Annotated in this window: 18 protein-coding genes; 8 read left to right on the top strand and 10 right to left on the bottom strand. The window is 70.1% G+C overall.

The annotated features are described in order from the left end of the window. Entirely contained in the window at positions 1–837 is an 837-nt protein-coding gene (locus AB0B39_RS17280; protein WP_357574778.1) for an AfsR/SARP family transcriptional regulator, read from the bottom strand. Positions 838–932: 95 nt separating this feature from the next. Here AB0B39_RS17280 and AB0B39_RS17275 point away from each other — a divergent pair, with 95 nt between their 5' ends. Continuing rightward, complete coding sequence (locus tag AB0B39_RS17275; protein ID WP_357489361.1) at positions 933–1,841, top strand: MBL fold metallo-hydrolase; 909 nt, start codon at positions 933–935, stop codon at positions 1,839–1,841. 90 nt (positions 1,842–1,931) lie between these two features. Next, entirely contained in the window at positions 1,932–2,639 is a 708-nt protein-coding gene (locus AB0B39_RS17270; RefSeq protein ID WP_357489359.1) for an SDR family NAD(P)-dependent oxidoreductase, read from the top strand. Here the strand turns inward: AB0B39_RS17270 and AB0B39_RS17265 are convergent. Together AB0B39_RS17265 and AB0B39_RS17260 are read right to left on the bottom strand one after the other, a co-directional pair. Next, a complete protein-coding gene (locus tag AB0B39_RS17265) occupies positions 2,636–3,088 on the bottom strand; it encodes a nuclear transport factor 2 family protein (protein ID WP_357489357.1) in 453 nt (150 codons plus the stop codon). The genes AB0B39_RS17270 and AB0B39_RS17265 overlap by 4 nt on opposite strands. A 39-nt stretch (positions 3,089–3,127) precedes the next feature. Further along, entirely contained in the window at positions 3,128–3,910 is a 783-nt protein-coding gene (locus tag AB0B39_RS17260) for an AfsR/SARP family transcriptional regulator (RefSeq protein ID WP_357489355.1), read from the bottom strand. 292 nt (positions 3,911–4,202) lie between these two features. On the opposite strand from AB0B39_RS17260, the gene AB0B39_RS17255 reads away from it, so the two are divergent. The 4 genes from AB0B39_RS17255 to AB0B39_RS17240 are packed head-to-tail and all read left to right on the top strand — an operon-like array spanning position 4,203 to position 7,735. Beyond that, a complete protein-coding gene (locus AB0B39_RS17255; protein ID WP_357489353.1) occupies positions 4,203–5,069 on the top strand; it encodes an ABC transporter permease in 867 nt (288 codons plus the stop codon). An 11-nt stretch (positions 5,070–5,080) separates the two neighbouring features. Next, positions 5,081–6,109 (top strand): ABC transporter substrate-binding protein, encoded by a 1,029-nt coding sequence (locus AB0B39_RS17250; protein ID WP_357489351.1) that lies wholly within the window; start codon positions 5,081–5,083, stop codon positions 6,107–6,109. Next, the gene (locus AB0B39_RS17245; RefSeq protein ID WP_357489349.1) at positions 6,096–6,866 is read left to right on the top strand and encodes an ABC transporter ATP-binding protein; all 771 of its coding nucleotides are present in this window, start codon (positions 6,096–6,098) and stop codon (positions 6,864–6,866) included. Before AB0B39_RS17250 ends, AB0B39_RS17245 begins: the two co-directional genes overlap by 14 nt. Then, a complete protein-coding gene (locus AB0B39_RS17240) occupies positions 6,863–7,735 on the top strand; it encodes a TauD/TfdA family dioxygenase (protein ID WP_357489347.1) in 873 nt (290 codons plus the stop codon). Before AB0B39_RS17245 ends, AB0B39_RS17240 begins: the two co-directional genes overlap by 4 nt. A gap of 25 nt (positions 7,736–7,760) precedes the next feature. Here AB0B39_RS17240 and AB0B39_RS17235 read toward each other — a convergent pair whose 3' ends face one another. From AB0B39_RS17235 to AB0B39_RS17225, 3 genes are read right to left on the bottom strand one after another with little or no spacing between them, the layout of a single operon-like run. Beyond that, positions 7,761–8,108, bottom strand: a complete 348-nt coding sequence (locus AB0B39_RS17235) for a hypothetical protein (RefSeq protein WP_357574777.1) — start codon at positions 8,106–8,108, stop codon at positions 7,761–7,763. After that, positions 8,005–8,892: an LLM class flavin-dependent oxidoreductase gene (locus AB0B39_RS17230; RefSeq protein WP_357489343.1), complete on the bottom strand. Its 888-nt coding sequence runs from the start codon at positions 8,890–8,892 to the stop codon at positions 8,005–8,007. The genes AB0B39_RS17235 and AB0B39_RS17230 overlap by 104 nt, the downstream gene beginning before the upstream one ends. Before the next feature lie 18 nt (positions 8,893–8,910). After that, the gene (locus AB0B39_RS17225) at positions 8,911–9,261 is read right to left on the bottom strand and encodes a hypothetical protein (RefSeq protein ID WP_357574776.1); all 351 of its coding nucleotides are present in this window, start codon (positions 9,259–9,261) and stop codon (positions 8,911–8,913) included. Positions 9,262–9,492: 231 nt separating this feature from the next. Between AB0B39_RS17225 and AB0B39_RS17220 the strand changes: the two genes are divergently transcribed. Next, positions 9,493–10,107: a hypothetical protein gene (locus tag AB0B39_RS17220; protein ID WP_357574775.1), complete on the top strand. Its 615-nt coding sequence runs from the start codon at positions 9,493–9,495 to the stop codon at positions 10,105–10,107. A 342-nt stretch (positions 10,108–10,449) separates the two neighbouring features. On the opposite strand, the gene AB0B39_RS17215 is transcribed toward AB0B39_RS17220, so the two are convergent. The 3 genes from AB0B39_RS17215 to AB0B39_RS17205 all read right to left on the bottom strand — a co-directional run bounded on the left by AB0B39_RS17215 (position 10,450) and on the right by AB0B39_RS17205 (position 15,361). Further along, positions 10,450–10,803 (bottom strand): hypothetical protein, encoded by a 354-nt coding sequence (locus AB0B39_RS17215; protein WP_357489340.1) that lies wholly within the window; start codon positions 10,801–10,803, stop codon positions 10,450–10,452. Between the two features lie 307 nt (positions 10,804–11,110). Then, positions 11,111–11,794 carry a hypothetical protein gene (locus AB0B39_RS17210; protein ID WP_357489339.1) on the bottom strand — a complete coding sequence of 228 codons (684 nt, stop codon included), beginning with the start codon at positions 11,792–11,794 and terminating at the stop codon, positions 11,111–11,113. 432 nt (positions 11,795–12,226) lie between these two features. Continuing rightward, positions 12,227–15,361 carry a hypothetical protein gene (locus tag AB0B39_RS17205; protein WP_357489338.1) on the bottom strand — a complete coding sequence of 1,045 codons (3,135 nt, stop codon included), beginning with the start codon at positions 15,359–15,361 and terminating at the stop codon, positions 12,227–12,229. 246 nt (positions 15,362–15,607) lie between these two features. On the opposite strand from AB0B39_RS17205, the gene AB0B39_RS17200 reads away from it, so the two are divergent. Further along, positions 15,608–18,949: a BTAD domain-containing putative transcriptional regulator gene (locus AB0B39_RS17200; protein WP_357489337.1), complete on the top strand. Its 3,342-nt coding sequence runs from the start codon at positions 15,608–15,610 to the stop codon at positions 18,947–18,949. Positions 18,950–18,974: 25 nt separating this feature from the next. Here the strand turns inward: AB0B39_RS17200 and AB0B39_RS17195 are convergent, their stop codons facing one another. Next, entirely contained in the window at positions 18,975–19,661 is a 687-nt protein-coding gene (locus AB0B39_RS17195; protein ID WP_357489336.1) for a hemerythrin domain-containing protein, read from the bottom strand. Positions 19,662–20,024 lie beyond the last annotated feature (363 nt).

Here is a 20,024-nt window from a genome sequence, read left to right as displayed (position 1 = left end):
TCAGGACACGCCGCAGGACGGCGCGGGGACGAGAGTGGGGCGGCGGAGCGCGGGGGCCAGCGGCTCCGTGGCCGGGCCGGCGGGCGGTTCGAGCCAGGCCGCGCCGACTCGCACAGCGCGCTGCAACCGCTGCACCGCCGTCGAGGGCTCGACTCCGAGTTCGCGCCGCAGCGCGGCGGACAGCCGCTGGTAGACCAGGACGGCGTCAGCCTGCCGCCCACTGCGGTACAGCGCGACCATCAGGCTGGCGTGAATCGGCTCGCGCAGTGGATGCCGACGTGCGAGTGTCGTCGCCACGGCCACCACCTGGCGGTGCCGGCCACACCGCAGCTCGGCGTCGAGGTATCGGTCGATCAGCAGCAGCCGCCACTGGTCGAGGTGTCCGATGATCTCCTCCGCCACCGGACCGATCCGTACATCGGCGAGGGCCGGGCCCCGCCACAGCGTCAGCGCCTGCTGCCAGTCCCGCGCGGCGTGCGCCGGCCTCCCGGCCGCGGCGTGCTGGTCGCCCCGGCGAGCCCACTCGCGGACCATCCCCAGATCGGTCTGCTCCGGGTCGATCCTCAGCAGATAGCCACGCCCGTCGGTCAGCAGCAGCGCCGGCGCCGCCGTCCGGGTCAGCACCCGGCGCAGATGCATGACGTACGTCTGCAGCGTGGTGGCGGCGCTACGGGGCGGGTGGTCGTTCCACAACTCCCGCACGCAGGTCGTCACCGGCACGGTCGCACCCACCCGTAACGCGAGCAGACCGAGGAGTTGCCGTTGCTTGGGTGCCGTCGGGCCCGCGTCACCGCCGGCTGGACCGATCCGCAGTCCACCGAGCACGTCGAGGTACATCAGCACACCCTCCGATCGAGACGCCGCCTCCAGCCGGAGCCGAGCGTGGTCGGGCCCACTGGGGTCCGGACCCACGCCGTCGTACCGGAGGAGACATGACCAGCACACCGTTCGGCCGGCTTGTGCCGTTGGCCCCCGCGGTGTTCGCCTACATCCAGCCGCCGGGCGGTTGGTGCGTCGGCAACGCCGGCATCATCGTCGGCGCCGAGCGGGTCGTGGTGGTGGACACCGCTGCCACCCGGCCCCGCGCGGAGGCGCTGCTGGCGTGCGTGCAGCGCCTGGCGCCGGATCGTCCGCACATCGTGGTGAACACCCATCACCACGGCGACCACGTCTTCGGCAACTGCGTCTTTCCGCGCGCGACCGAGATCGTGTCTCACGAGACCGCCCGTTCCGAGATGGCCCGGACAGGGCTGGCGATGCGCGACCTGTGGCCGCAGGCCGACTTCTCCGGCATCGAGCTGAGGCTGCCGACCCGCACGCTGCGGGATCGGCTGACTCTGGACCCCGGCGGGGTACGTGTCGAGCTGTTCCACGTCGGGCCGGCCCACACGACGAACGACGTGGTGGTGTGGTTGCCGCGACCGCGAGTGCTGTTCGTCGGCGACGTGGTCTTCTCCGGGCGTACGCCGTTCGTGCTCATGGGTTCGGTCGCCGGATCCCTGCGCGCGCTGGCTTCGCTGCGCGACCTGCGCCCTCGGGTGGTGGTGTCCGGGCACGGCGCGGTCGCAGGGCCGGAGGTTCTCGACGCCACCGAGGCATACCTGCGGTGGCTGCGCCGGGAGGCGGCGCACGGTGTCAGCGCGGGGATACCTCCGCTGGAGGCCGCTCGGCGGGCCGACAACCCCTTCCGGAGCCTGCCGGATCCGGAACGGCTGGTGGCCAACCTGCATCGGGCGTACGCGGAGGAACGCGGTGAGCCGGCCGGTCTGTATCTCCCGTCCCGGCCAATCACCGACGAGATGGTCCAGTTCCACGGCGGTCCGCTCAGCACATCGGTTTGACGGCACGCGGGCAGCGTTCCGGCCGGCACTCAAGGCCGGCTCGAGTACGGCCGGACCCCTGGTCCGGAAGCCGACAACGAAGGAGTTCTCATGGTCCTCAAAGGCAAGGTCGCGGTCGTGACCGGCGGCACCGCCGGCCTGGGACAGGTCGTCGCGCGAGTCCTCGCCGACGCCGGCGCCACCGTCGTGTCAGCGGCACGTGGGGCGTCGGACATCGTCGGGCAGTTTCCAGTCGACGTCACCGACGAAGCCTCGGTCGGCGCGCTCTTCTCCGCTGTGAAGGAGCGTCACGGCGGACTTGACATCCTGGTCGCGAACGCTGGTATCAACCGCCCCGGGCCCCTGGCGACGCTGCCACCGGAGCACTGGGACGAGGTGCTGGCCACCAATCTCACCGGTGTGCTGAACTGCGTGCGGGCCGCAGTTCCGCTGCTCCGGGCCGCCGGCGACGGGCGGATCATCACGGTGTCCTCGCTGCTGGGGCGTCGGCCGATCGCCGGCGGCGGAGCGTACGGCGTCTCCAAGGCCGCCCTGGAGACACTGACCCGGGTGCTCGCCGCGGAACTGGCCGTCGACGGCATCACCGTCAACGCTGTCGCTCCGGGGGTGGTCGACGAAGGCATGGGACGCGCGATCCTCGACAACGACCGGCTGTGGAACCGCCTCCGCGGCTCGCTCGCGAGCGCGCGGCCCGGAACCGGCGCCGAGGTCGCCCGGGCGATCCTTTTCCTGGCCTCACCGGACAGCTCCTACGTCAGCGGTCATGTCCTGAATGTCGACGGAGGCCTGAACTTCTAGGTCCCGTCGTGCACGATGTGCCGGCGGCGGACGAACCATTCGCCGCCCTGTCGTTGCAGCAGGTCCTCGGCGGTGGTGCTCAGATAGACCCGGGCAGCACCACCGCCGGGCGGCGTCTCGAAGACTGTCGCGTAGTAGCGGGTCCGCACCGCGTCCTCGCCGTCCGGCTCGGCGATCACGTTGCCGTACCAGTGCCGCCGGGTGAGCCCCGACTCGGCAAGGCGGTCGATGCCGCGCCGCATCGACACGGCGATCGCGGCGCGGCCCCGACGCGGCTCGGGTTTGACGTTCTGTCCGAACTCGCCGTCCTCGGTGAACTGCTGAGACCACTGTTCGGCCTCGCCATCGTCCAGAAGCTGGAAGTGGCGGGCGTAGAACTGCAGGATTTCGGCGTACGTTTCCGCGTCGACAGAGTGCGCGGTGCTGCCGGTCGGCTGAGTCGTCGTCATGACGCGCTCCTTCGGTCGGTGGGGGTCGTTTCGGTGTGGTCAGCTGACGAGCAGGTGGCTCGAACCACTGTCGACGGCCAGGTCCAGGGCCGGATCGGCTCGCAGGATGGCTTGCTCCAGGCCCCGCAGCCGCCGGGACGGCTCCAGCCCGAACCGCTCGGCGAGCGTGCTGCGGAACTGCCGTAGAGCAGCCAGCGCCTCGGTGGTCCGGCCGCTTCGGTACAGCGCGAGCGCGAGCTGCGCGCGCAGGTTCTCGTGGGTCGGATACCGGCGCACCAGGACTCGCAGTTCACTGAGCAGCTCCCGGTGCCGCCCGAGACGCAGATCGGCCTCCACCCGCTCCTCGTGTACGGCGAGACGGACTTCGTGCAGCCCTTCCAACCGGGCCCGCACGATCGAGCCCACCTGGACGTCGACCAGGGCCGGTCCGCGCCACATGTCCAGAGCCGACCGCAGCAGCCGCGCCGCTTCCGGGTACCGGCCGGCGGCGAAGGCCTCACCTCCGGTGGTCGCGATCCGGTGAAAGTCGTCAAGATCGAGCTCACCGAGATCCACGTGCAGGGCGTACCCACGCTCGCGGGTGCTGATCCGGTTGTCGCCCTTGGCGGTGCGCAGGACTTTCCGGAGGTTCATGACGTACGTCTGTAACGTCGAGTGTGCGCTCATCGGCGGTTGCTCACCCCACAGCTCGTCCACACAATCGTCGACGGTGACGACGGTGTCGGCGTGCAGAAGCAGCAGGGCCAACAGTTGCCGCTGCTTCGGAGCGCTGGGCAGTTGCCCCGGCTCCATCCCCAAGGGACCCAGCACTGTGAACCGCATGATTCCCCTTCGTCGCTCGGTAACGCCAACGAACGGAACTATGCCGGCGGACGCTTTCGCTCTCCTTACCGGCAAATCGCCCGCATCGCTTTGACCTGCGGCGATCAGGCGAGAACCACGAGTGCGCACGGTCCTGAGTTCTCCATGGAGTCGGTAGGTTTGAGCGGAAATCCCATCTCTGCGCCGGTCTCGCGGTCACGGGCCGACGGCTCCTTGCCTCCAGGCGCGTCGCCGCCTCCCATCCTTCGATCCCACCCTTGCTCATTTCCTATCTACACGATAGGAAAAGTGGGTGACTACCACGGTCCCCGCGCCGCCTGCCGCGGAAACCTCGATCGGCGCGTCAGCGGTGACCCCCGACGCACTGGCACCGCACGGTGGACGCCGCCGCCGGGTCCTGCTCCGGCTACTCGCCCTCGTCGTGCTCTACGCGCTGTGGGAGATCGCCGCCCGAGCCACCAGCAACCCGACCTTCATCCCCTCGCCCGGTGCGGTGTGGCACCAACTCGTCCAGACCTCGACCACCCACGACGGCATCCGTGGATACAGCGGACACCTGCTCATCGAGCACCTCGGGGTGAGCCTGCGCCGCATCCTGATCGGATCTGTCATCGGTGTCGCCGGCGGAGTGCTCCTCGGCGTCGTCATGGGAACCGTCGGCTGGATCCGGGTGGTCGTCGAACCGGTCGTCACCTTCATCCGGGCGCTCCCGCCCCTGGCCTATTTCAGCCTCTTCATCATCTGGTTCGGCATCGACGAGACGCCCAAGCTCTGGCTGCTCTCCATCGCCGCGCTGCCTCCGGTCGCGGTCGCCACCGCGGCAGCCGTCCACTCCGCACCGACCGGTCTGGTGGAGGCCGCGCGGGCGCTGGGTGCCAGCCGCGCACGCGTGATCCGCGACGTGGTGCTGCCCCACGCGCTACCGGAAATCTTCACCGGGATTCGGATCGCCGTCGGGGTCGCGTACTCCTCGGTGGTCGCCGCGGAGACGATCAACGGCGTCCCCGGCATCGGCGGCATGATCCGCGACGCCCAACGCTACTCACAGACCGACGTGGTCGTCCTCGGTCTCTTCGCCATCGGCCTGTCGGGCCTGCTCATCGACGCCCTGCTGCGGACCGCCGAAGGACGGCTGATCCCGTGGCGCGGCCAAATATAGGAGAACAGCACATGCGCAAGATTCTGGGCCTGCTGGCCGCCGCCACCCTACTGCTGCCCACCGCCTGCGGGGACGGTGCCGCCAGCGGCGGCGGCGACCCGGACCGCAAGAGCATCCGGATCGCCTACCAGGCATTCCCGAGCGGTGACCTCATCGTCAAGCACCAGGGTCTGCTGGAGAAAGCCCTGCCCGATTACCAGATCACCTGGACCAAGTTCGATTCCGGCGCCAGCATCAACACCGCGTTCGTCGCCGGTAGCGTCGACATCGCGGCAATCGGGTCCAGCCCGGTCGCCCGCGGGCTCTCCGCACCCCTGAACATCCCGTACCAGGTCGCCTTCGTGCTCGACGTCGCGGGCGACAACGAGGCACTTGTCGCCCGCAAGGGCTCCGGGATTGCCGACGTGAGCGGCCTGCGCGGCAAGAAGGTGGCGACGCCGTTCGCCTCCACCGCCCACTACAGTCTGCTGGCCGCGCTGGACCGCGCCGGTGTCAAGGAATCCGACGTCACCATCGTCGACCTGGAACCGCAGGACATCCTGGCCGCCTGGACCCGCGGCGACCTGGACGCCGCCTACTCCTGGCTGCCGTCGCTCGACGAACTCAGGAAGACCGGCACGGTGCTGGTCACCAGTCGCGAACTGGCCACCGCAGGCAAGCCCACCCTGGACCTCGGTGTCGTCGCCACCGCCTTCGTCAAGGCACACCCGGACGCCGTGGACGCCTGGCGTAAAGCTGAGTCCCAGGCACTGAACCTGATCCACAGCGACCCGGCCGCAGCCGCCAAATCGGTGGGCATCGAGCTCAACCTCAGCCCGGAGGAAGCGCAGCGGCAGCTCTCGCAGGGTGTCTTCCTCAAGCCCGCGGACCTGGCCAGCCCTGCATGGCTTGGCACCTCGGCAGCCAAGGGCCAGCTCGCCGACAACCTCGTCAGCGCGGCACAGTTCCTCAAGGACCAGCAGAAGATCGAGGCCGTGCCGGACCTGGCGACCGTCCAGGCCGCCATCTACACCGAAGGGCTACCGGATGTCCTCGGCTGACCCGGGCGGAACGGCCGCGATCGCCGTCGACGACGTCGAGCACGCGTACGGCGACGTCGTCGCCCTCGGTCCGATCGACCTGACCGTACCGACGGGTGAGTTCCTCGTCCTGGTCGGCGCCTCGGGCTGCGGCAAGAGCACCCTGCTGCGGCTGATCGCCGGTTTCGAGCGGCCCACCAGCGGCGCGGTCCGGACCGCTGGTGGGCCCCCGGTCCCCGGGCGCGGCGCCGGCCTGGTCTTTCAGCAGCCCCGCCTGTTTCCGTGGATGACCGTCGGCGGCAACATCGAGGTGGCCCTGCGCTACGCCGGACGGCCCACCGATGGTGTCGATCGGCTCCTCACCCGGGTCGGCCTACCCGATGTGGCCAAGCGCCGTACCTGGCAGATCTCCGGCGGCCAGCAGCAGCGGGTCGCGATCGCCCGCGCCCTCGCCGCGGACCGCCCACTGCTGCTGCTCGACGAACCGTTCGCCGCGCTCGACGCGCTCACCCGGGAGCGCCTCCAGGAGGACCTGCGCGAAGTAAGCACGGCAACCGGCCGGACCTCGGTGTTCGTCACCCACAGCGTCGACGAGGCCGTCTTCCTGGCCAGCCGGGTCGTGGTGCTCAGCCCACGCCCCGGCCGGATCGTCCTGGACCTGCCCATCGAACTGCCGCGCACCGACGCCACGCCGGACGACCTGCGGGGCCTGCCCGAGTACGCCGCGCTGCGCGCCGAGATCGCGCACGCCGTCCGAAACGAAGGAGCATCCACATGACCACCGTGCTCGTGCAGCTCGACCTCGAACCGCTGGGGCCGCACTTCGGCGCCCTGGTGCACGGGATGAACCTGGCCACCGCCAGCGACGACGAGATCGTCGCTCTCCGCGCCGCCCTGGTCGACCGCAAGGTGCTGTTCCTCCGCGACCAGCGCCTCGACGACGACGCTCAGGTGCGCCTGGGCCGCCGGATCGGCGAACTGACCGCCTCGCATCCGGTCGTCCGCGGCGTCGACGAAGCCCACCCGGAGGTGTACGCCCTGGACAGCACCGACAACGGCTTCGCCGACGTGTGGCACACCGACGTCACCTTCATGAAGCGGCCACCACTCGGCTCGATCCTGCGCGCGGTCACCCTCCCGCCGACCGGCGGAGACACGAACTGGGCCGACGCGCAACTGGCGTACGACTCGCTCAGCGAGCCCGTACGACGACTTGTCGATCAGCTCACCGCCGTCCACGACGGCACCCGCGAGTTCGGCTACTACCTGGCCCAACGCGGAGGCAACGCGTGGGAGGGCCAGCCGGTGTCCCGGCTCGACCCGGTCGAGCACCCGGTGGTCCGGGTACATCCCGAGACCGGCCGTAGGGGAATCTTCGTGAACCCCGGTTTCACCTCACGCATCGTCGGAGTCTCCGACGCCGAGAGCCGGGCCATCCTGGACCTGCTCTACGCCCACCTCACCAAGCCGGAGCACATCGTGCGACACCGCTGGCGCCCGGGCGACGTGGCACTCTGGGACAACCGCAGCACGGCCCACTACGCCAACCGCGACTACGGGTCCGAACGGCGGGTCATGCATCGCATCACCCTGCGCGGGGACACTCCGCGCGGACCGCAGGACCAGCCGCATTCCGCCGATAGTTGACGATCCCTCACCGGCGCAGGCGTCGTCAGTTCCCCCACTCCTTGGCGAGCAGCTCGTACGAGCTGACCCGGTCGCTGTGCGCGTGGGTGATCGTGGTGATCAGCAGTTCGTCGGCGGCGGTGACGTTACGCAGGACGCGCAGCCGCTCGACGACGGTGCCGGGCGACCCGACGAACTGGGTGTCCACCCGGTCGGCGACGAGTTCCCGGTCCTCGTCGGTCCACGGCAGCGCGGCGGCCTGCTCCGGGCGCGGGAACGGGATCGCGCCGTCACCGCTGCGGATGCTGCGTACCCAGACCCCGTACGGCGCGGCGAGCCGGCGTGCCGTCTCGTCGGTGTCGGTGTCGGCGACGACGACGTCCGCGGAGACCACCACGTACGGCTGGGCCAGTACCGCCGAGGGCCGGAACGCGGCCCGGTAGGCGGTCACGGCATCGAGCACCGAGGACGGGCTGACGTGGTAGTTGGCAGCGAAGGGCAGGCCCAACGCCCCCGGCGAGGTGGGCGCTCTCCCCGCCGCTGCTGCCCAACAGCCACACCTGCAGATCGGTGGCCTCCCCCGGAACGGCGTGCGCGTCCAGCCCGTCGGCGTCGGTGTAGTCCCCGCGCAGCAGGGCCAGCACGTCGGCCACCTGTTCGGCGAAGGGCGGTGGCTGGGCGCCCGGTTGGTGCAGCAGGGCGCTGCTCAGGGCGAAACGCGGTGAGGCGAGCACCTGGGCGTAGGAGAACGGCGGCGGAATGAGCAGCCCGTCGACCACCCGGGCCTGGACCGGTGGCGGGGTGGGCGCGGCGATCTCCCGGGCGGCTTCGACCCGCCGCTGCCCGGAGCGACCGAGCCCGAGGTCGATGCGGCCGGGGTGCAGCGCGGCGAGGGTGCCGAACTCCTCGACGACCGACAGGGCGGTGCGGTGACCGACCTGGACGGCGCCGGAGCCGACGCGGATGGCGCTGGTGGCCGCGGCGACCTGCCCGATCAGCACGGCCGGCGCGGAGCTGGCCACCCCGGCGGCGAGGTGATGCTCGGCCAGCCAGTAACGGTGGCAGCCGGACTGCTCGGCCCGACGGGCCAGGTCGACGGTGTTGCGCAGGGCGTCCGTGACGGTGCCGCCGGCGGGTACCGGCGAGAGGTCGAGGATGGACAGAGGCGTGGAGGGCATGGTTGTCCCCGTTTCTGGTCAGGCCGTAGCGGCGGCGGTCACCGGCGGATGGAAGGGGCGGCTGGGAATATCCCGGCGCAGCACCGGTGCCACCTCGGACTGGAACAGCTCCAGGCTCTCCCGGTGCTGCTTGTCGGTGAGCCCGTCGTGGTCGGCCTGGAGGTGGATGACCTCGTGGCCGAACTGCTCGTGATAGCGCAGCACCTTGTCGACGAGCTGCTGTGGGCTGCCGACCAGGATCGAGCTGCGGTCGATGGCGTCCTCCAGGGTGCCGAAGACCGGTGGCACGCCGAGCCGCCGGAACGCGGCAACCCGGACATCGAAGATCGCCCGATACCGTTCGATCGCCTCCTGGGAGGTGCGGGCCACGTAGAAGCCCTCGGTGCCGCACCGACGAGGGCGTGGGCCGGGTCGTGTCCGTAGTGGACCCACCGTTCCCGGTAGTGGCGGATGAGTTCGGCGTAGGGCTCGATTTGGTTGGCACCAGCGCTGGCTCCGCAGCCGCATCGGTCGACCGGGGGAGCACGCCGACGATTGCCGCGCCTTGACAGCGGCATGACAGTAAGGCGTTGGGTGCCAGCCAGCCGTGGCGAGGGCCGTATGGATACTCTCACCGTGCATACGTCCTGGACCCACATTGGGCGGCTCTGGACGAACGGCGAACCGTACCTCGCTGTCGACGCCGCCGCCCGCCGTTTCTGGCGCGGTATGAGCAACGACGAGTACGACCGGATTGTTGGCATGACCCCCGAGGAGACCAGCATCGCCGTTGCCGGCTCTACCGCTCTTCTTGTCGGCGCTGACGGCGTCGTTCGTGACGACAGCTGGATGGAGGTGTTCGAGTCTGCGGAGGGAACCTTGGCGATAGTCCAGGCCTCGGGTCCGGACTATCGCAGAACCCTCGAATCGGCGCTGAACTATCCATCGGCAATCGATGATGTCGGTGACGCCCTCAACATTCCCAGCGGTGACCTCGCAATCTTCAGCGCCGCCCTCGACGGAACAGGCGAGCACGCAATGGCGCTGTCGCCGCGTCAACCAGGCCCGCCGCCGGCTGAGCATGGACCTCCGTCACGGGAGCCGAACAAGGGACTACTCCTGCGAGCCGACAGCAACGGATACACGCTCAGAGTCAGGTGGTACACCGAAATTGACGACCAGAGCTGCTTCGCCCGGTGGCTACTCCTCCCGGCACACCACCGCCAATCCACATGACCTCAACCAGATATACGCGCCTCGGTGCGACCGACACCGTCGTCCTGCCTCCGCCAACCGAACAGCGTGGTTGTTCACCGACGTGGCGAGGTCGGGTAGGTAGGCGTCGCGGTTGCCGTCGGCCAACTCCCGGCGCAGGTCGACGGCTTCCTGGCTGGCGGCGAGGGCCTCGGCCCGCCGCCCCACCTCCGCCAACCGAACAGCGTGCAAGGTCAGTAGGGACGCTCGGTCTTTTGGCTCGGTCCCCGCTTGCGTGGCGGTCAGGGCGTGGGCGGTCAATGCGACCGCGATCTGGCCGAACTCGATCGATGGGTACGGCACCCGCCGCGCTGTCCGCTGGACTCAGTCAGGATCGAGTTCAGCCCTGACGAGCAGGGCCGCGGCCCGCGAAGCGAGCATTCCGGGAAACTGGAGGCCGACCTGGAGAACCGCCTCACTCATCACCGGCAGATCCGCGGCCAGCGCCACGTCGATCATCTTCGCAGCGTCGGACTGGTAGCTGAACGCGCGGCTCAAAACCGTCAACGCCTGCACCGCCTGACCGGGAGCCAACCCTTGCAGGATCCTGCTGCGCTCGGCCGGGGTGCTTTCGGACAGGACCGCGACCGCCAGGTTCTCGGCGAGCAGGTCCGGCTGCAGCGTCCCCAACCCACCGCCCGTCCCCGCCGCCGGGTACAGATCGTACAACCAGTCCACGTGACCACCGGCCCGGCCCAGGGCAATACCTTCACCCAGTTACGAGCAGAGCGCTTTTAATCTGCGAATACCGACGCGTACACACGCCCAGGCCGTCATATCGATGAATTCAGATGGGCGTGATCAACTGGCATGAGCCGTGCTAGCAACGCCAGCAATTCACCGCGTACGCGGGCGCAGCCCTCGCCCGACCTGTGGACGAGCTGCCGATGTCCAGATTGGTGACGGAAGATTGAATTCACGCATTTCCGTCACGTCACCAATAAGATCTTGAATAGTCTGGGTCGACGCGAATACACCCGACACGCTATCCCACGTTGGGAGGCTTTGGAAAGGTACGACCAGAGTTTAATGCTTTGCTCAGCGCCCGGATCTTCTCCTGATCTGGCCCTTCCTCAAAGGCCCCTTCATTGTCTGCCAGGAAGTCCCCCCATGCGCTACGCTCACGCTCCATCAAGTCATCATTATGCGAAGGGTTTTCAATCATGCTGCGGTACCCCCACAGCGCACTAATTCCAAAGATTCCCTCGTCTCGCTTAACGAATCTCCAGTCAGAAGGAAGTTCGGCATCGGTAAAATCGAACAGTTCAACGTGAGCCCAGATAGGCCGAACACCGTCATTTAAGACAAGGAGCATGCAATGTCCGCCGATACTGTGGGCCGTCACGTCCGAGACACCATCGACGTTGAGCGAAGGCGACAAGAACCACCTCGACCCGGACCCGGAGGGACTTTCCCCCAAATTTTCGCCGTCTCCGAGTCGGGTGTGGGCAAGACCTGCATTCAGCCATACCGAGTCGTTCTTGTAGGAGAACGTCGGCAGATGTTCGGACAGCGCGTCCGTGAGTAGCTCGATCGAACCCTTTCCTGCCGGGACCGCAGGGAGGAAATCCGGGTCGACCTTGGCCAGCTTCGCGAAGCGCTCCACCACGGTGTCCAGCGCTGTGAGGTGATAGAAGTGGTCCTCTATGCTCGCGAGGTCGCTCTTCATCGGCTCCAGGTACCCCGTGCCGTCGCCGAAGTCGTTCGTGTTCTCACTAACACGAAGTAGACCGCTTCGTCCTCGTGGTCACGCGCGTACTCCTGGCTCCATACGTAAATCAGACGTCCTCTGAGACTGGACACCTCCTGACTTGGCATCCTGCCGAGGAGGAGGGAACCGCTGTGGCTCGACAGCGCAAGTAGCGCGACGAGAGGTAGTCGACGAGCTGGCACGCCCTCTGGCCCCGTGAGCGTGGACGGTGTTCTCGCCATCCGCGCCGTGATTGCCGCCGTGTCGCGCTCGAGGGCTTCCCCCGATGTCGCGCACGCTACTGCACTGCTGGCCCTGCTCAGCGATCAGCACCGCAGGTTCGACACCTGCTCGCGCTGCGCCGATGGGTCGGGGGCTCACCACAGCGGCGAGCCCCCGACCTGGAGGCGGTCAGGCCGGGTGCACTGCGATGTTCGTCGCCCGTAGCAGCCCGACGACGCCCTTCACTGCCGCCAGGCCCTCCTGGTGTGCGCCGGCTTTGATCCGGCCGGACCAGTAGCCGTACCGGTCGGCGAGGACGCCGATGCCGGCCGACCCGGCCTGGACGACGCACGAGCCGAGCGGATCGTGCGGCGCCTGCGGGGCCGGGGCCGGGGCACATCCCACACCGAACCGCTCCTGCTGCACCAGCGGATTCAGCCCGGAAACGTCACCCTGGCACGGGTCCCATTCCAGTTGCTGCTTGCAGCTGTCGTAGTTCGACAACGCCCGTTGGTAGGCGTTGAACAGGTGCAACGAGCCGCTGTTGTAACTGTCCTGGCTGCGCGGTAGGCGGTAGTCCGCCGGCAGCGCCCGGTCGCCGAAGAGCTGGCCGCGCAGCACGTCGTCCCGTTCCAGCGCCGACGACCAGCCCAGGTCCGAGAAGATCTGCAGCATCCGTACCGCGTCGGAGACCTTCTTGCCGGCGTCCCAGAGCTGTTGGGAGCTCGACCAGGTGCCCGCCGGCGGCCGGTCCACGCCGGTGCCGAGCGCCGCCGCCCGGTAGAAGTAGCGCTGCTTGCCGGTCAGCATGGCCTGGGCCTTCGTACGCGCCAGCGCCAGCGCGGCGGCGTTGTCCACCACGACGCCGCTGCTGTCCAGTGCCGGTCGGTACGTCGAGTTCCACTTGCTGTTGATGTAGTAGTCGGGTTCCCGGCAGTACCCGGTCGGCGGATTGGCCCGCTGGTCCCACAGGCAGACGTCGGTCAGGCGCGTCTTCCAGGTCACCGTCCGCACGTCCTGCCAGTCACCCCCGAACCACTTCACCTGCTGCCGGACGACCAGCCGCAGATCCGCGTTGGTCTGCTGGTAGCGCGGGAGGTCGTTCACCACCACGTTGACGAACTCCGCGTCGAGGCAGGAACGCAGCTCCGGCCGGTAGGCCGGCGCCATCGCGTAGTTGGCGAGGTGGTAGACGCTCGGCAGGGCCGAACGGTTGACCCGGCTCGGCATGTCGAGGGTCGCCCCCGTCGGCCCCTCGCAGAACGCGATGTGGGGCACGTCCGCGATCCGGCCGGCGGCCGGGATGTCCTGGTCGACGCTCCCCCACATGTTGTAGTCGCGGTCGCCCTCCGCCCAGCGCACCGCCCGGCCGACCTCGTCGAGGGCGAACTTCCACTGGCCCATCGCCGCTCGGTAGTCGGCGATCAGCCGCTGGAACAAGGCATTGGTGGCACCGTCCGCAGCCGGCGCGCTGAACTGCCGCACCCGACGGTTGACCGCGTCGCCCGCGGCGATCGTGCTCTCCGTCTCGGCTGCGGCGACCTGGGCGGCGTACTGCGGGTTCTGTAGTTGCAGGATCAGGTTCGCCCGAGCGCCGAGCAGCCACGCCGACGGGTTGGCCACCCCGGAGGCCGGCTGGTCGCCGGGGGCGGGGGTGAGCGCGATGCCCCGGGCACCCGCCCACTGGGCGAGGTAGTCGATCGCGCCGGCCGGCAGGTAGAGGCCGACCGTACCCACCGGGTCGGACAACGACGTGCCGGTCGGGACGACGTACGGCGCCTGCCGGGCGCTGTCGGCCGCGAAGGTGCGCGTCGGCGAGTCGGCCTGGTCGAAGTAGGTGGCGAGCGATTCGATCTTCGTGCCGGTGCGTGCCTCACGGTGCACGTACCGGTCGACGCTGGTCTTCAGCGGCTGCTGGGCGATCTGCTCGAAGGCCGCCTGGCTCGCCAGCGCGAGGGTGTCCACGCGCTGGTCGAGGACGATCAGCTGGCCGGCGATCACGGTGAGTTGGGCACGCACCTCGGTGAGGTCCCGGGACAGCGCGGTCAGTTGGGCGCTCAACCCGTCGTACATCGTGCCGAGCATCTTCTCGATCCGGTCGAACCGCCTGTCCATCCCGGCGGCCAGCCGGTTGATCTGGTCACGCAGCGCCGCGATCTGGGCGCCGGTGGTCTCGTCGGCGCCGCCGCCGGAGGTGAACAGCGGGAGCAGGATCATCGCCGCGCCGACCAGGCCACCGACCAGGGTGAAGGTCGACATCGCCAGCGCCGCCGTGGTGATGCCGGCCGCCGAGATCGCCGCGGTGTAAGTGGTGATCGCCGAGATCGCCCCCACCACGGCCTTGGCGATGGTCTCGATCTGCTTGCCGAACTGCTTGTCCACCATCCCGGCGAGCTTGCCGAGGACGGTGACGGCTTGGCCGAGCTTCTCGTTGAGCTTGCGGTCGGCCTCCGCCTTCGCCTTGGCCGCCGCCTCCTCCGCGCTGGTCGGCTTGTTCGGCCCGTCGATCGGGAACCGGTCGGACGCAGCGACCACGTCGGTCACCGCGGTCGCGGTCCGCTCGCGGAGCGCGGCGAGCGCCACGTCGAGCTGCGACTGGATCTCCGCCCGATAGGCGTCCCTGTCGTAGCGCTTCGCGGTGATCGCCGACAGGTTGAGGTTGCCGCTCAGGTCGGGCAGCTGCGCGAGCTCGTCCGCCGGGGTGTCCAGGCGTACGCCGAGCCGGGCGCCGACCGCCGTGTTCCACACCTCGGCGAGGGCCGGATCGGTGGCGGCCCGGGCGTGCAGCGTGCCCCACACCTCGGTGAGCGCGCCCCGGGAAATCATCTCCCACAGGTACTCCTGGGTGCCGCTGCGGATCTGTTCGATCGGCGGCACGATGCCGGCCAGCTCCTCGCCGGTGGTGCTGCGCAGCAGCCCCTTGACCGCCGGGCCGCCGAGCTGGGCCTCGCCGCTGCCCGCGAGCTTTTCCATCGCCGCGCCCAGCAGGTGCAGCTTCCCGGGTGACTCGTCGGACGCCGGGACGGCCTGTCCGACGAGGGTGGTGACGGCGTTCAGGTGGGCGTTGAGCGCCGCAGTGTCGGACGTCGGGTGCGCGCCGCGCCAGTCGCTCAGCTCGGCGGCGAGCACGGCGTCCACCAGGCCGCGGGTGCCGCCGTCACGAACTTGGACGACCGCCGCGAACAGGCTGTGGTGCACGGCCTGCTCGTCGTACGGGACGGGGTCGGCGGCGACCGCCGGCCCCGCCAACGCGACGACCAGGCTCGCGCCGGTCACGGCCGCGAGCCACCGGCGTGGGTGGCTCAGGCCCTTCGTGGTTCTCAATGGATGTCCTTCCTCCGGGTCCCTCTGGTACGGGACGAGGTGCGGCCTCCATGAGGCCGCAGTGGAGTTGGCGTGCCCTTAACGTCGTCTTGGCGGGCTGGTGGGCGCCGGCTGCAGGGGCGGCGGGCGTCCGACCACGACCGGCTCGTGCAGGGACGCCGAAGCCCGGGTGCGGTCCGAACGGTTGGTCAACGAACAGTCGGATACCGGATCTCCACCGCGGCGTCGGCTTACTACGGTGGCAGCGTGACGACGGTCGGTGTGCTCGGTCCCATGTGGGCGATGCGGAACGGCACCCCCATCGAACTCGGGGCACCGCGACAGCGCGCGGTGCTGGCCCGGCTTGTCGCCGGAGGCGGTCATGTGGTTTCGGTCGACCGGCTCATCGAGGACCTCTGGTCGGGAGACCCGCCGCCGCGCGCCCAGGCCGCCCTGCAGGTGTACGTGTCGAACCTGCGCCGGGCGCTGGAGCCGGACCGTCCGCCCCGCCGTCCCGCCCGGATCCTCGTCACCGCGGCCCCGGGGTACGCCCTGCGACTATCGGCGCCCGACGTGGACGCCTGGCGGTTCGAGGCGGCGCTGCGGACGGCGACGCGGGTCACCGAGACGCAGCCGCGGGCGGCGCTCGCCGGGCTGGACGAAGTCCTCGCCAATTGGGGCGCGGCCACGCCGTACGCCGAGTTCGTCGGGGAGCTGTGGGCGGACCGGGAGAGCGAACGGCTGGCCCGGCTACGACTGACCGCCGTCGAGCAGCGCGCAAAGCTGCTGCTCGACTTGGACCGCGCGAACGAGGTGGTCCTCGACCTCGATCTGCACGTTCGGGACCATCCGCTGCGGGAGCAGGCCGCGATGCTGCTCGCGGTCGCGCTGTATCGCCTCGGAAGGCAGGCCGATGCCCTCGACGTGCTGCGATCGGTGCGCGCCGCGCTGCTCGAACAGTTAGGCATCGAACCCGGCCCCGAGCTGCGGAGCCTGGAGACGGATCTGCTTCGGCAGCACCCTCGCCTGGGGTCGCCAGCCTCCCAGGTCGCCCGATCCTCGGCCGTGGTCGGGCCGGCCGACCCGCCGGCTGTCGTACCCGATCGACCGCCCGCGGCGCAGCCAATTCTCGGCCGCGCGACCGAGCTGGCCCGGATGCGCTCGGCGGCCGCCCGCGCCACCGCAGCCGGAATCGGCATCTGCTGGGTCGGTGCCGAAGCGGGTGGGGGGAAGTCGACGCTGGCCCGGCACCTCGCCGGGTCCCTGACCGGCGACGGCTGGACGACGGCGATCGGCACCTGCCCGCAGGTGGATGGCGCACCGCCGGCCTGGGCGTGGCACGAGGTCGTCACCGCCGCGTGCCGACGGCTCCCGCTCGACGAGCCGGAGGCCCGCGGCCTACAGCTACTACTGGGCACCGGCACCGCAACGCCTGCCGGCACCCGCGGGCAGTACGACGAGTTCCACCTACGCGAGGCGCTGGGTGCCTACCTGTCCCGGCTGGCCGGCCACGGCCCGCTGCTCGTCGTGATCGAGGACCTCCACCGGGCCGACGGTGAGACCCTACGCATCCTGCGCCACGTCGCGGCCGCCCTGGCTGAGGCGCCCGTCCTGGTGGTGGCGACCTTCCGCCCCGACGAGGTGACCGACGACTTCGTGGTGGCCCGGGCCGCACTCACCGGCGTACCGGCGGTAGAACTGGACCTCGGCGGCCTCGACGACGCGGCCGTCACCGAACTGCTGAGTCGCCATAGCGTCGACACCACCGACTCCGAACTGCTGCGCACCGTACGGGAACGCTCGGCGGGCAACCCCCTGTTCACGATCGAGCTGGCCAAACTGATCGCGGCCGAAGGCCCCGGGTCAGCGCTCGACGGCATCCCCGCCGCGCTGGGTCACGTGCTGACCCGGCGGCTGGCACGGCTGCCGGCCAGCACCCAGACGGTGCTACGGCACGCCGCCGTCTTGGGCTCGGACGCCGAGGTCGACATCCTGATCGCCGTCGACGGCGGCCCCGAGGAGCCGGTCCTCGACGGCCTGGAGGCCGGCGTGACCGCGGGTCTGCTCGTCGAGCCCGAGCCGGGGCGGATCCGGTTCGCGCATGCCCTGATGCGGGACGCGCTCTACCACAGCGTTCCGCTGCTACGACGCACCCGGATGCACAGCCGAATCCTCACTGTGCTGCGAGAGCAGCGCGTCGACGACGTGGCGCTGCTGGGGAGGCACGCACTCGCCGCCCTCACCCCGGCCACCGCGCAGGACGCCATCGGGTACCTGGCCGCCGCCGCCCGCCGGGCCGGTGACCTCGGCGCGCCTCGGGAAGCTGCCGCGTACTGGACCGGCGCGCTGCGCGCGGCCGACCTCGCGCCAGCGGTACCCGCCCGCGCACGTCTCGACCTGCTCTGCGATCTGGCCACCGCGGGCGCACTCGCCGGTGACGTGCTGAGCGCCCGCGCCGCACGCGCCGAGGCGGTGCGGCTGGCCACCGCGATCGGCGACCCGCAGGCCGTCCACTCCGCACTGACCTGCTTCGACGCCCCGGTGACCTGGACCATCCGGCCCGACCGCGCCGTCGACGAACCGCTGGTCCGGCTGCTGGAGCGGGAGCTGTCCCGCGTGGGCGACGACGGCTTGGCGCTGCGGTCCCGGCTGTTGAGCACTCTCGCCTTCGAGATCGAGGGCGCCGATCTGCAGCGCGCCGACGAGGTCACCCGGGAAGCTCTCGCGCTAGCCCGTCGGCAGGACGATCCGGCGGTGCTCTGCCGTGCGCTCAACGCCCGCTACTTCGTCACCGTCGCCCCGGCGCACCGGGCCGAACTGCCCGACGTCGGGCGGGAGCTGCTGGCGGTCGCCGAGGCCGCGGGGCTTACCGCGTACCAGTGCGAGGCCCACCACATCCTCTACCAGGCCGCCCTCACCGACGCTGACTTCGACCGGGCACGCCACCACGTCGACCGGGCGATCGAAAAGGCCACGACCGGTCAGCTCGGCCTGATCCTCGCCGTCATGGGGTGGTTCACCGGCCTGCGCGCGCTCTTCGCCGGTGATCTCGGTGAGGCGTCGCGCCGGTACGCGGAGATCAGCGATCGGATGAGCCGCATCGGTGGTCCCAACGCGGCGGCGATGGGACTGATGGGCCGGTTCACCGTGCTGAGCACCGTCGGGCGCGGGCACGAGCTGGTCGAGGACATCCGGCAGGTGCATGCACGCGTACCGGACGACACGCACGACGTGCTGGCCCACGCGCTGCTCTCCTCAGGCGACCGGGAGGCGGCCCGGGCCGTCTGGCGGCCACAGACCCCGATCCGCCCCGACTACCTGTGGCTGTACTGGATGACGCTGCGCGGGCAGGTCGCCGCGCGGCTCGGCGACCGCCCGGTTGCGCAGCGCTGCTACCGCGAGCTGCTGCCGTGGGCGGGGCGGTTTGCCGGCCTGGAGTGCGGATCGATCTCGCTCGGCCCGGTGGACCAAACCCTCGCCGAGCTCGCCGCCGCGCTGGGCGACCCGGCCGTCGTCGCGCACCGCGACGCCGGGCTCCGGCTGGCCCGGAGGGTCGGCGCCGTGCCGTGGAGCGACGAGTCGGCGTACGTGCCTGCGACGGTGCGTTGACCCCGTCACCGCCGCTCGGCCGGTGTCACCCGCCGAAGACCGTCGCCTCCCGGCGGCGGAAACCCGGTCGCAGCGCCACGAGCATCAGGCGCAGCACCGGTCCGGCGATCTTTCTCAGCTCCTCCAGCTCCTCCGGGAGGGCGTACCGCTCGATCCTGGGCAGTTCGAAGCGCAGCGCACCGCCTTTGCGGACCGCTCGCTCCACGATGTTCCAGTCGGCCACGCTGACGTAGCGCCGGATTACCGGGAAGATCAACCGCTCCTCCTCCTCGATGTGCTCGTCGAGGACATCGCGCAGCTGAGCCAGGGCCCCGGCGAGACGCCCCGCGACGGTGCGTGCCCGGCCCACTTCTGACGAGCCCGAGGCGAACGCGGCCACCAGCTCGTCCGCCGCCACCCGTACCTCGTCCAGGACCGGTTCGAGTGCGGCGTGGTCGTCACTGAGCTCCCGCAGGTCGATCTCCGCACCCGCCGAACGCTGCAGCACCGGCCAGAGGACCTCGTCCTCCATCTTGTGGTGGTGATGGATGCCGTCACAGAGCAGCCGCAGATACGTCCGCAGGGCCGTCGCCCGGCGACGGTCGTACGCGAGCTGCCCAGCAGCCACGCGGTCGAGCAACTCGGCCAGCCGGCGAGTGTCGGATCGCATGGTGCGGTGGTTGATCCGGAAGCCGATGAGGTTCGGCTCGAGGTGGGGGGTTGTGGTGGCCATGGTTTCCTCCGGCCGCCCCACTGGCGGCCTGTTCGGGATGGGGCCGGCCATTGGCGGGCCGCCCCGGTGCCGGCTACGGACGGCCGACTCGCTCTCGTGCTTCTCCACTCTCGGGCACGGCGCCTGGCGAGCACTTGGTGCCGACTTGGCGGGCGCGCGCCTGGCGGAATGGGCCCCGGCAGTCGGGTCCGAGACTTGATCAAGGGCACTGGCGGGCGAGGAGATCTTCCACCTGGCCACACTGTGACGGCCCAGTCCGAAACCTGCCCAATATCGGTCTGGAGACCAACCTTGCCGAACTGCGACGCAGCATCGACGCGCAACTGGCCGCCGACGCCGAACTGGAACGCTGGAACGGTTTAC

The sequence above is a fragment of the Micromonospora sp. NPDC049114 genome, from assembly GCF_040648635.1.
Taxonomy (GTDB): domain Bacteria; phylum Actinomycetota; class Actinomycetes; order Mycobacteriales; family Micromonosporaceae; genus Micromonospora.
The sequence above is the reverse complement of the archived record's forward strand: the minus strand, read 5'-3'. Positions and strand labels throughout refer to the sequence as shown.

Bases quoted from the DNA above. Each gene is read 5' to 3' on its own strand.
- AB0B39_RS17265 (WP_357489357.1), bottom strand. From the start codon at position 3,088: ATGACGACGACTCAGCCGACCGGCAGCACCGCGCACTCTGTCGACGCG.
- AB0B39_RS17240 (WP_357489347.1), top strand. From the start codon at position 6,863: ATGACCACCGTGCTCGTGCAGCTCGACCTCGAACCGCTGGGGCCGCAC.
- AB0B39_RS17245 (WP_357489349.1), top strand. From the start codon at position 6,096: ATGTCCTCGGCTGACCCGGGCGGAACGGCCGCGATCGCCGTCGACGAC.
- AB0B39_RS17195 (WP_357489336.1), bottom strand. From the start codon at position 19,661: ATGGCCACCACAACCCCCCACCTCGAGCCGAACCTCATCGGCTTCCGG.
- AB0B39_RS17210 (WP_357489339.1), bottom strand. From the start codon at position 11,794: ATGAAGAGCGACCTCGCGAGCATAGAGGACCACTTCTATCACCTCACA.
- AB0B39_RS17270 (WP_357489359.1), top strand. From the start codon at position 1,932: ATGGTCCTCAAAGGCAAGGTCGCGGTCGTGACCGGCGGCACCGCCGGC.
- AB0B39_RS17220 (WP_357574775.1), top strand. From the start codon at position 9,493: ATGGATACTCTCACCGTGCATACGTCCTGGACCCACATTGGGCGGCTC.
- AB0B39_RS17275 (WP_357489361.1), top strand. From the start codon at position 933: ATGACCAGCACACCGTTCGGCCGGCTTGTGCCGTTGGCCCCCGCGGTG.
- AB0B39_RS17250 (WP_357489351.1), top strand. From the start codon at position 5,081: ATGCGCAAGATTCTGGGCCTGCTGGCCGCCGCCACCCTACTGCTGCCC.
- AB0B39_RS17280 (WP_357574778.1), bottom strand. From the start codon at position 837: ATGTACCTCGACGTGCTCGGTGGACTGCGGATCGGTCCAGCCGGCGGT.
- AB0B39_RS17260 (WP_357489355.1), bottom strand. From the start codon at position 3,910: ATGCGGTTCACAGTGCTGGGTCCCTTGGGGATGGAGCCGGGGCAACTG.
- AB0B39_RS17230 (WP_357489343.1), bottom strand. From the start codon at position 8,892: ATGCCCTCCACGCCTCTGTCCATCCTCGACCTCTCGCCGGTACCCGCC.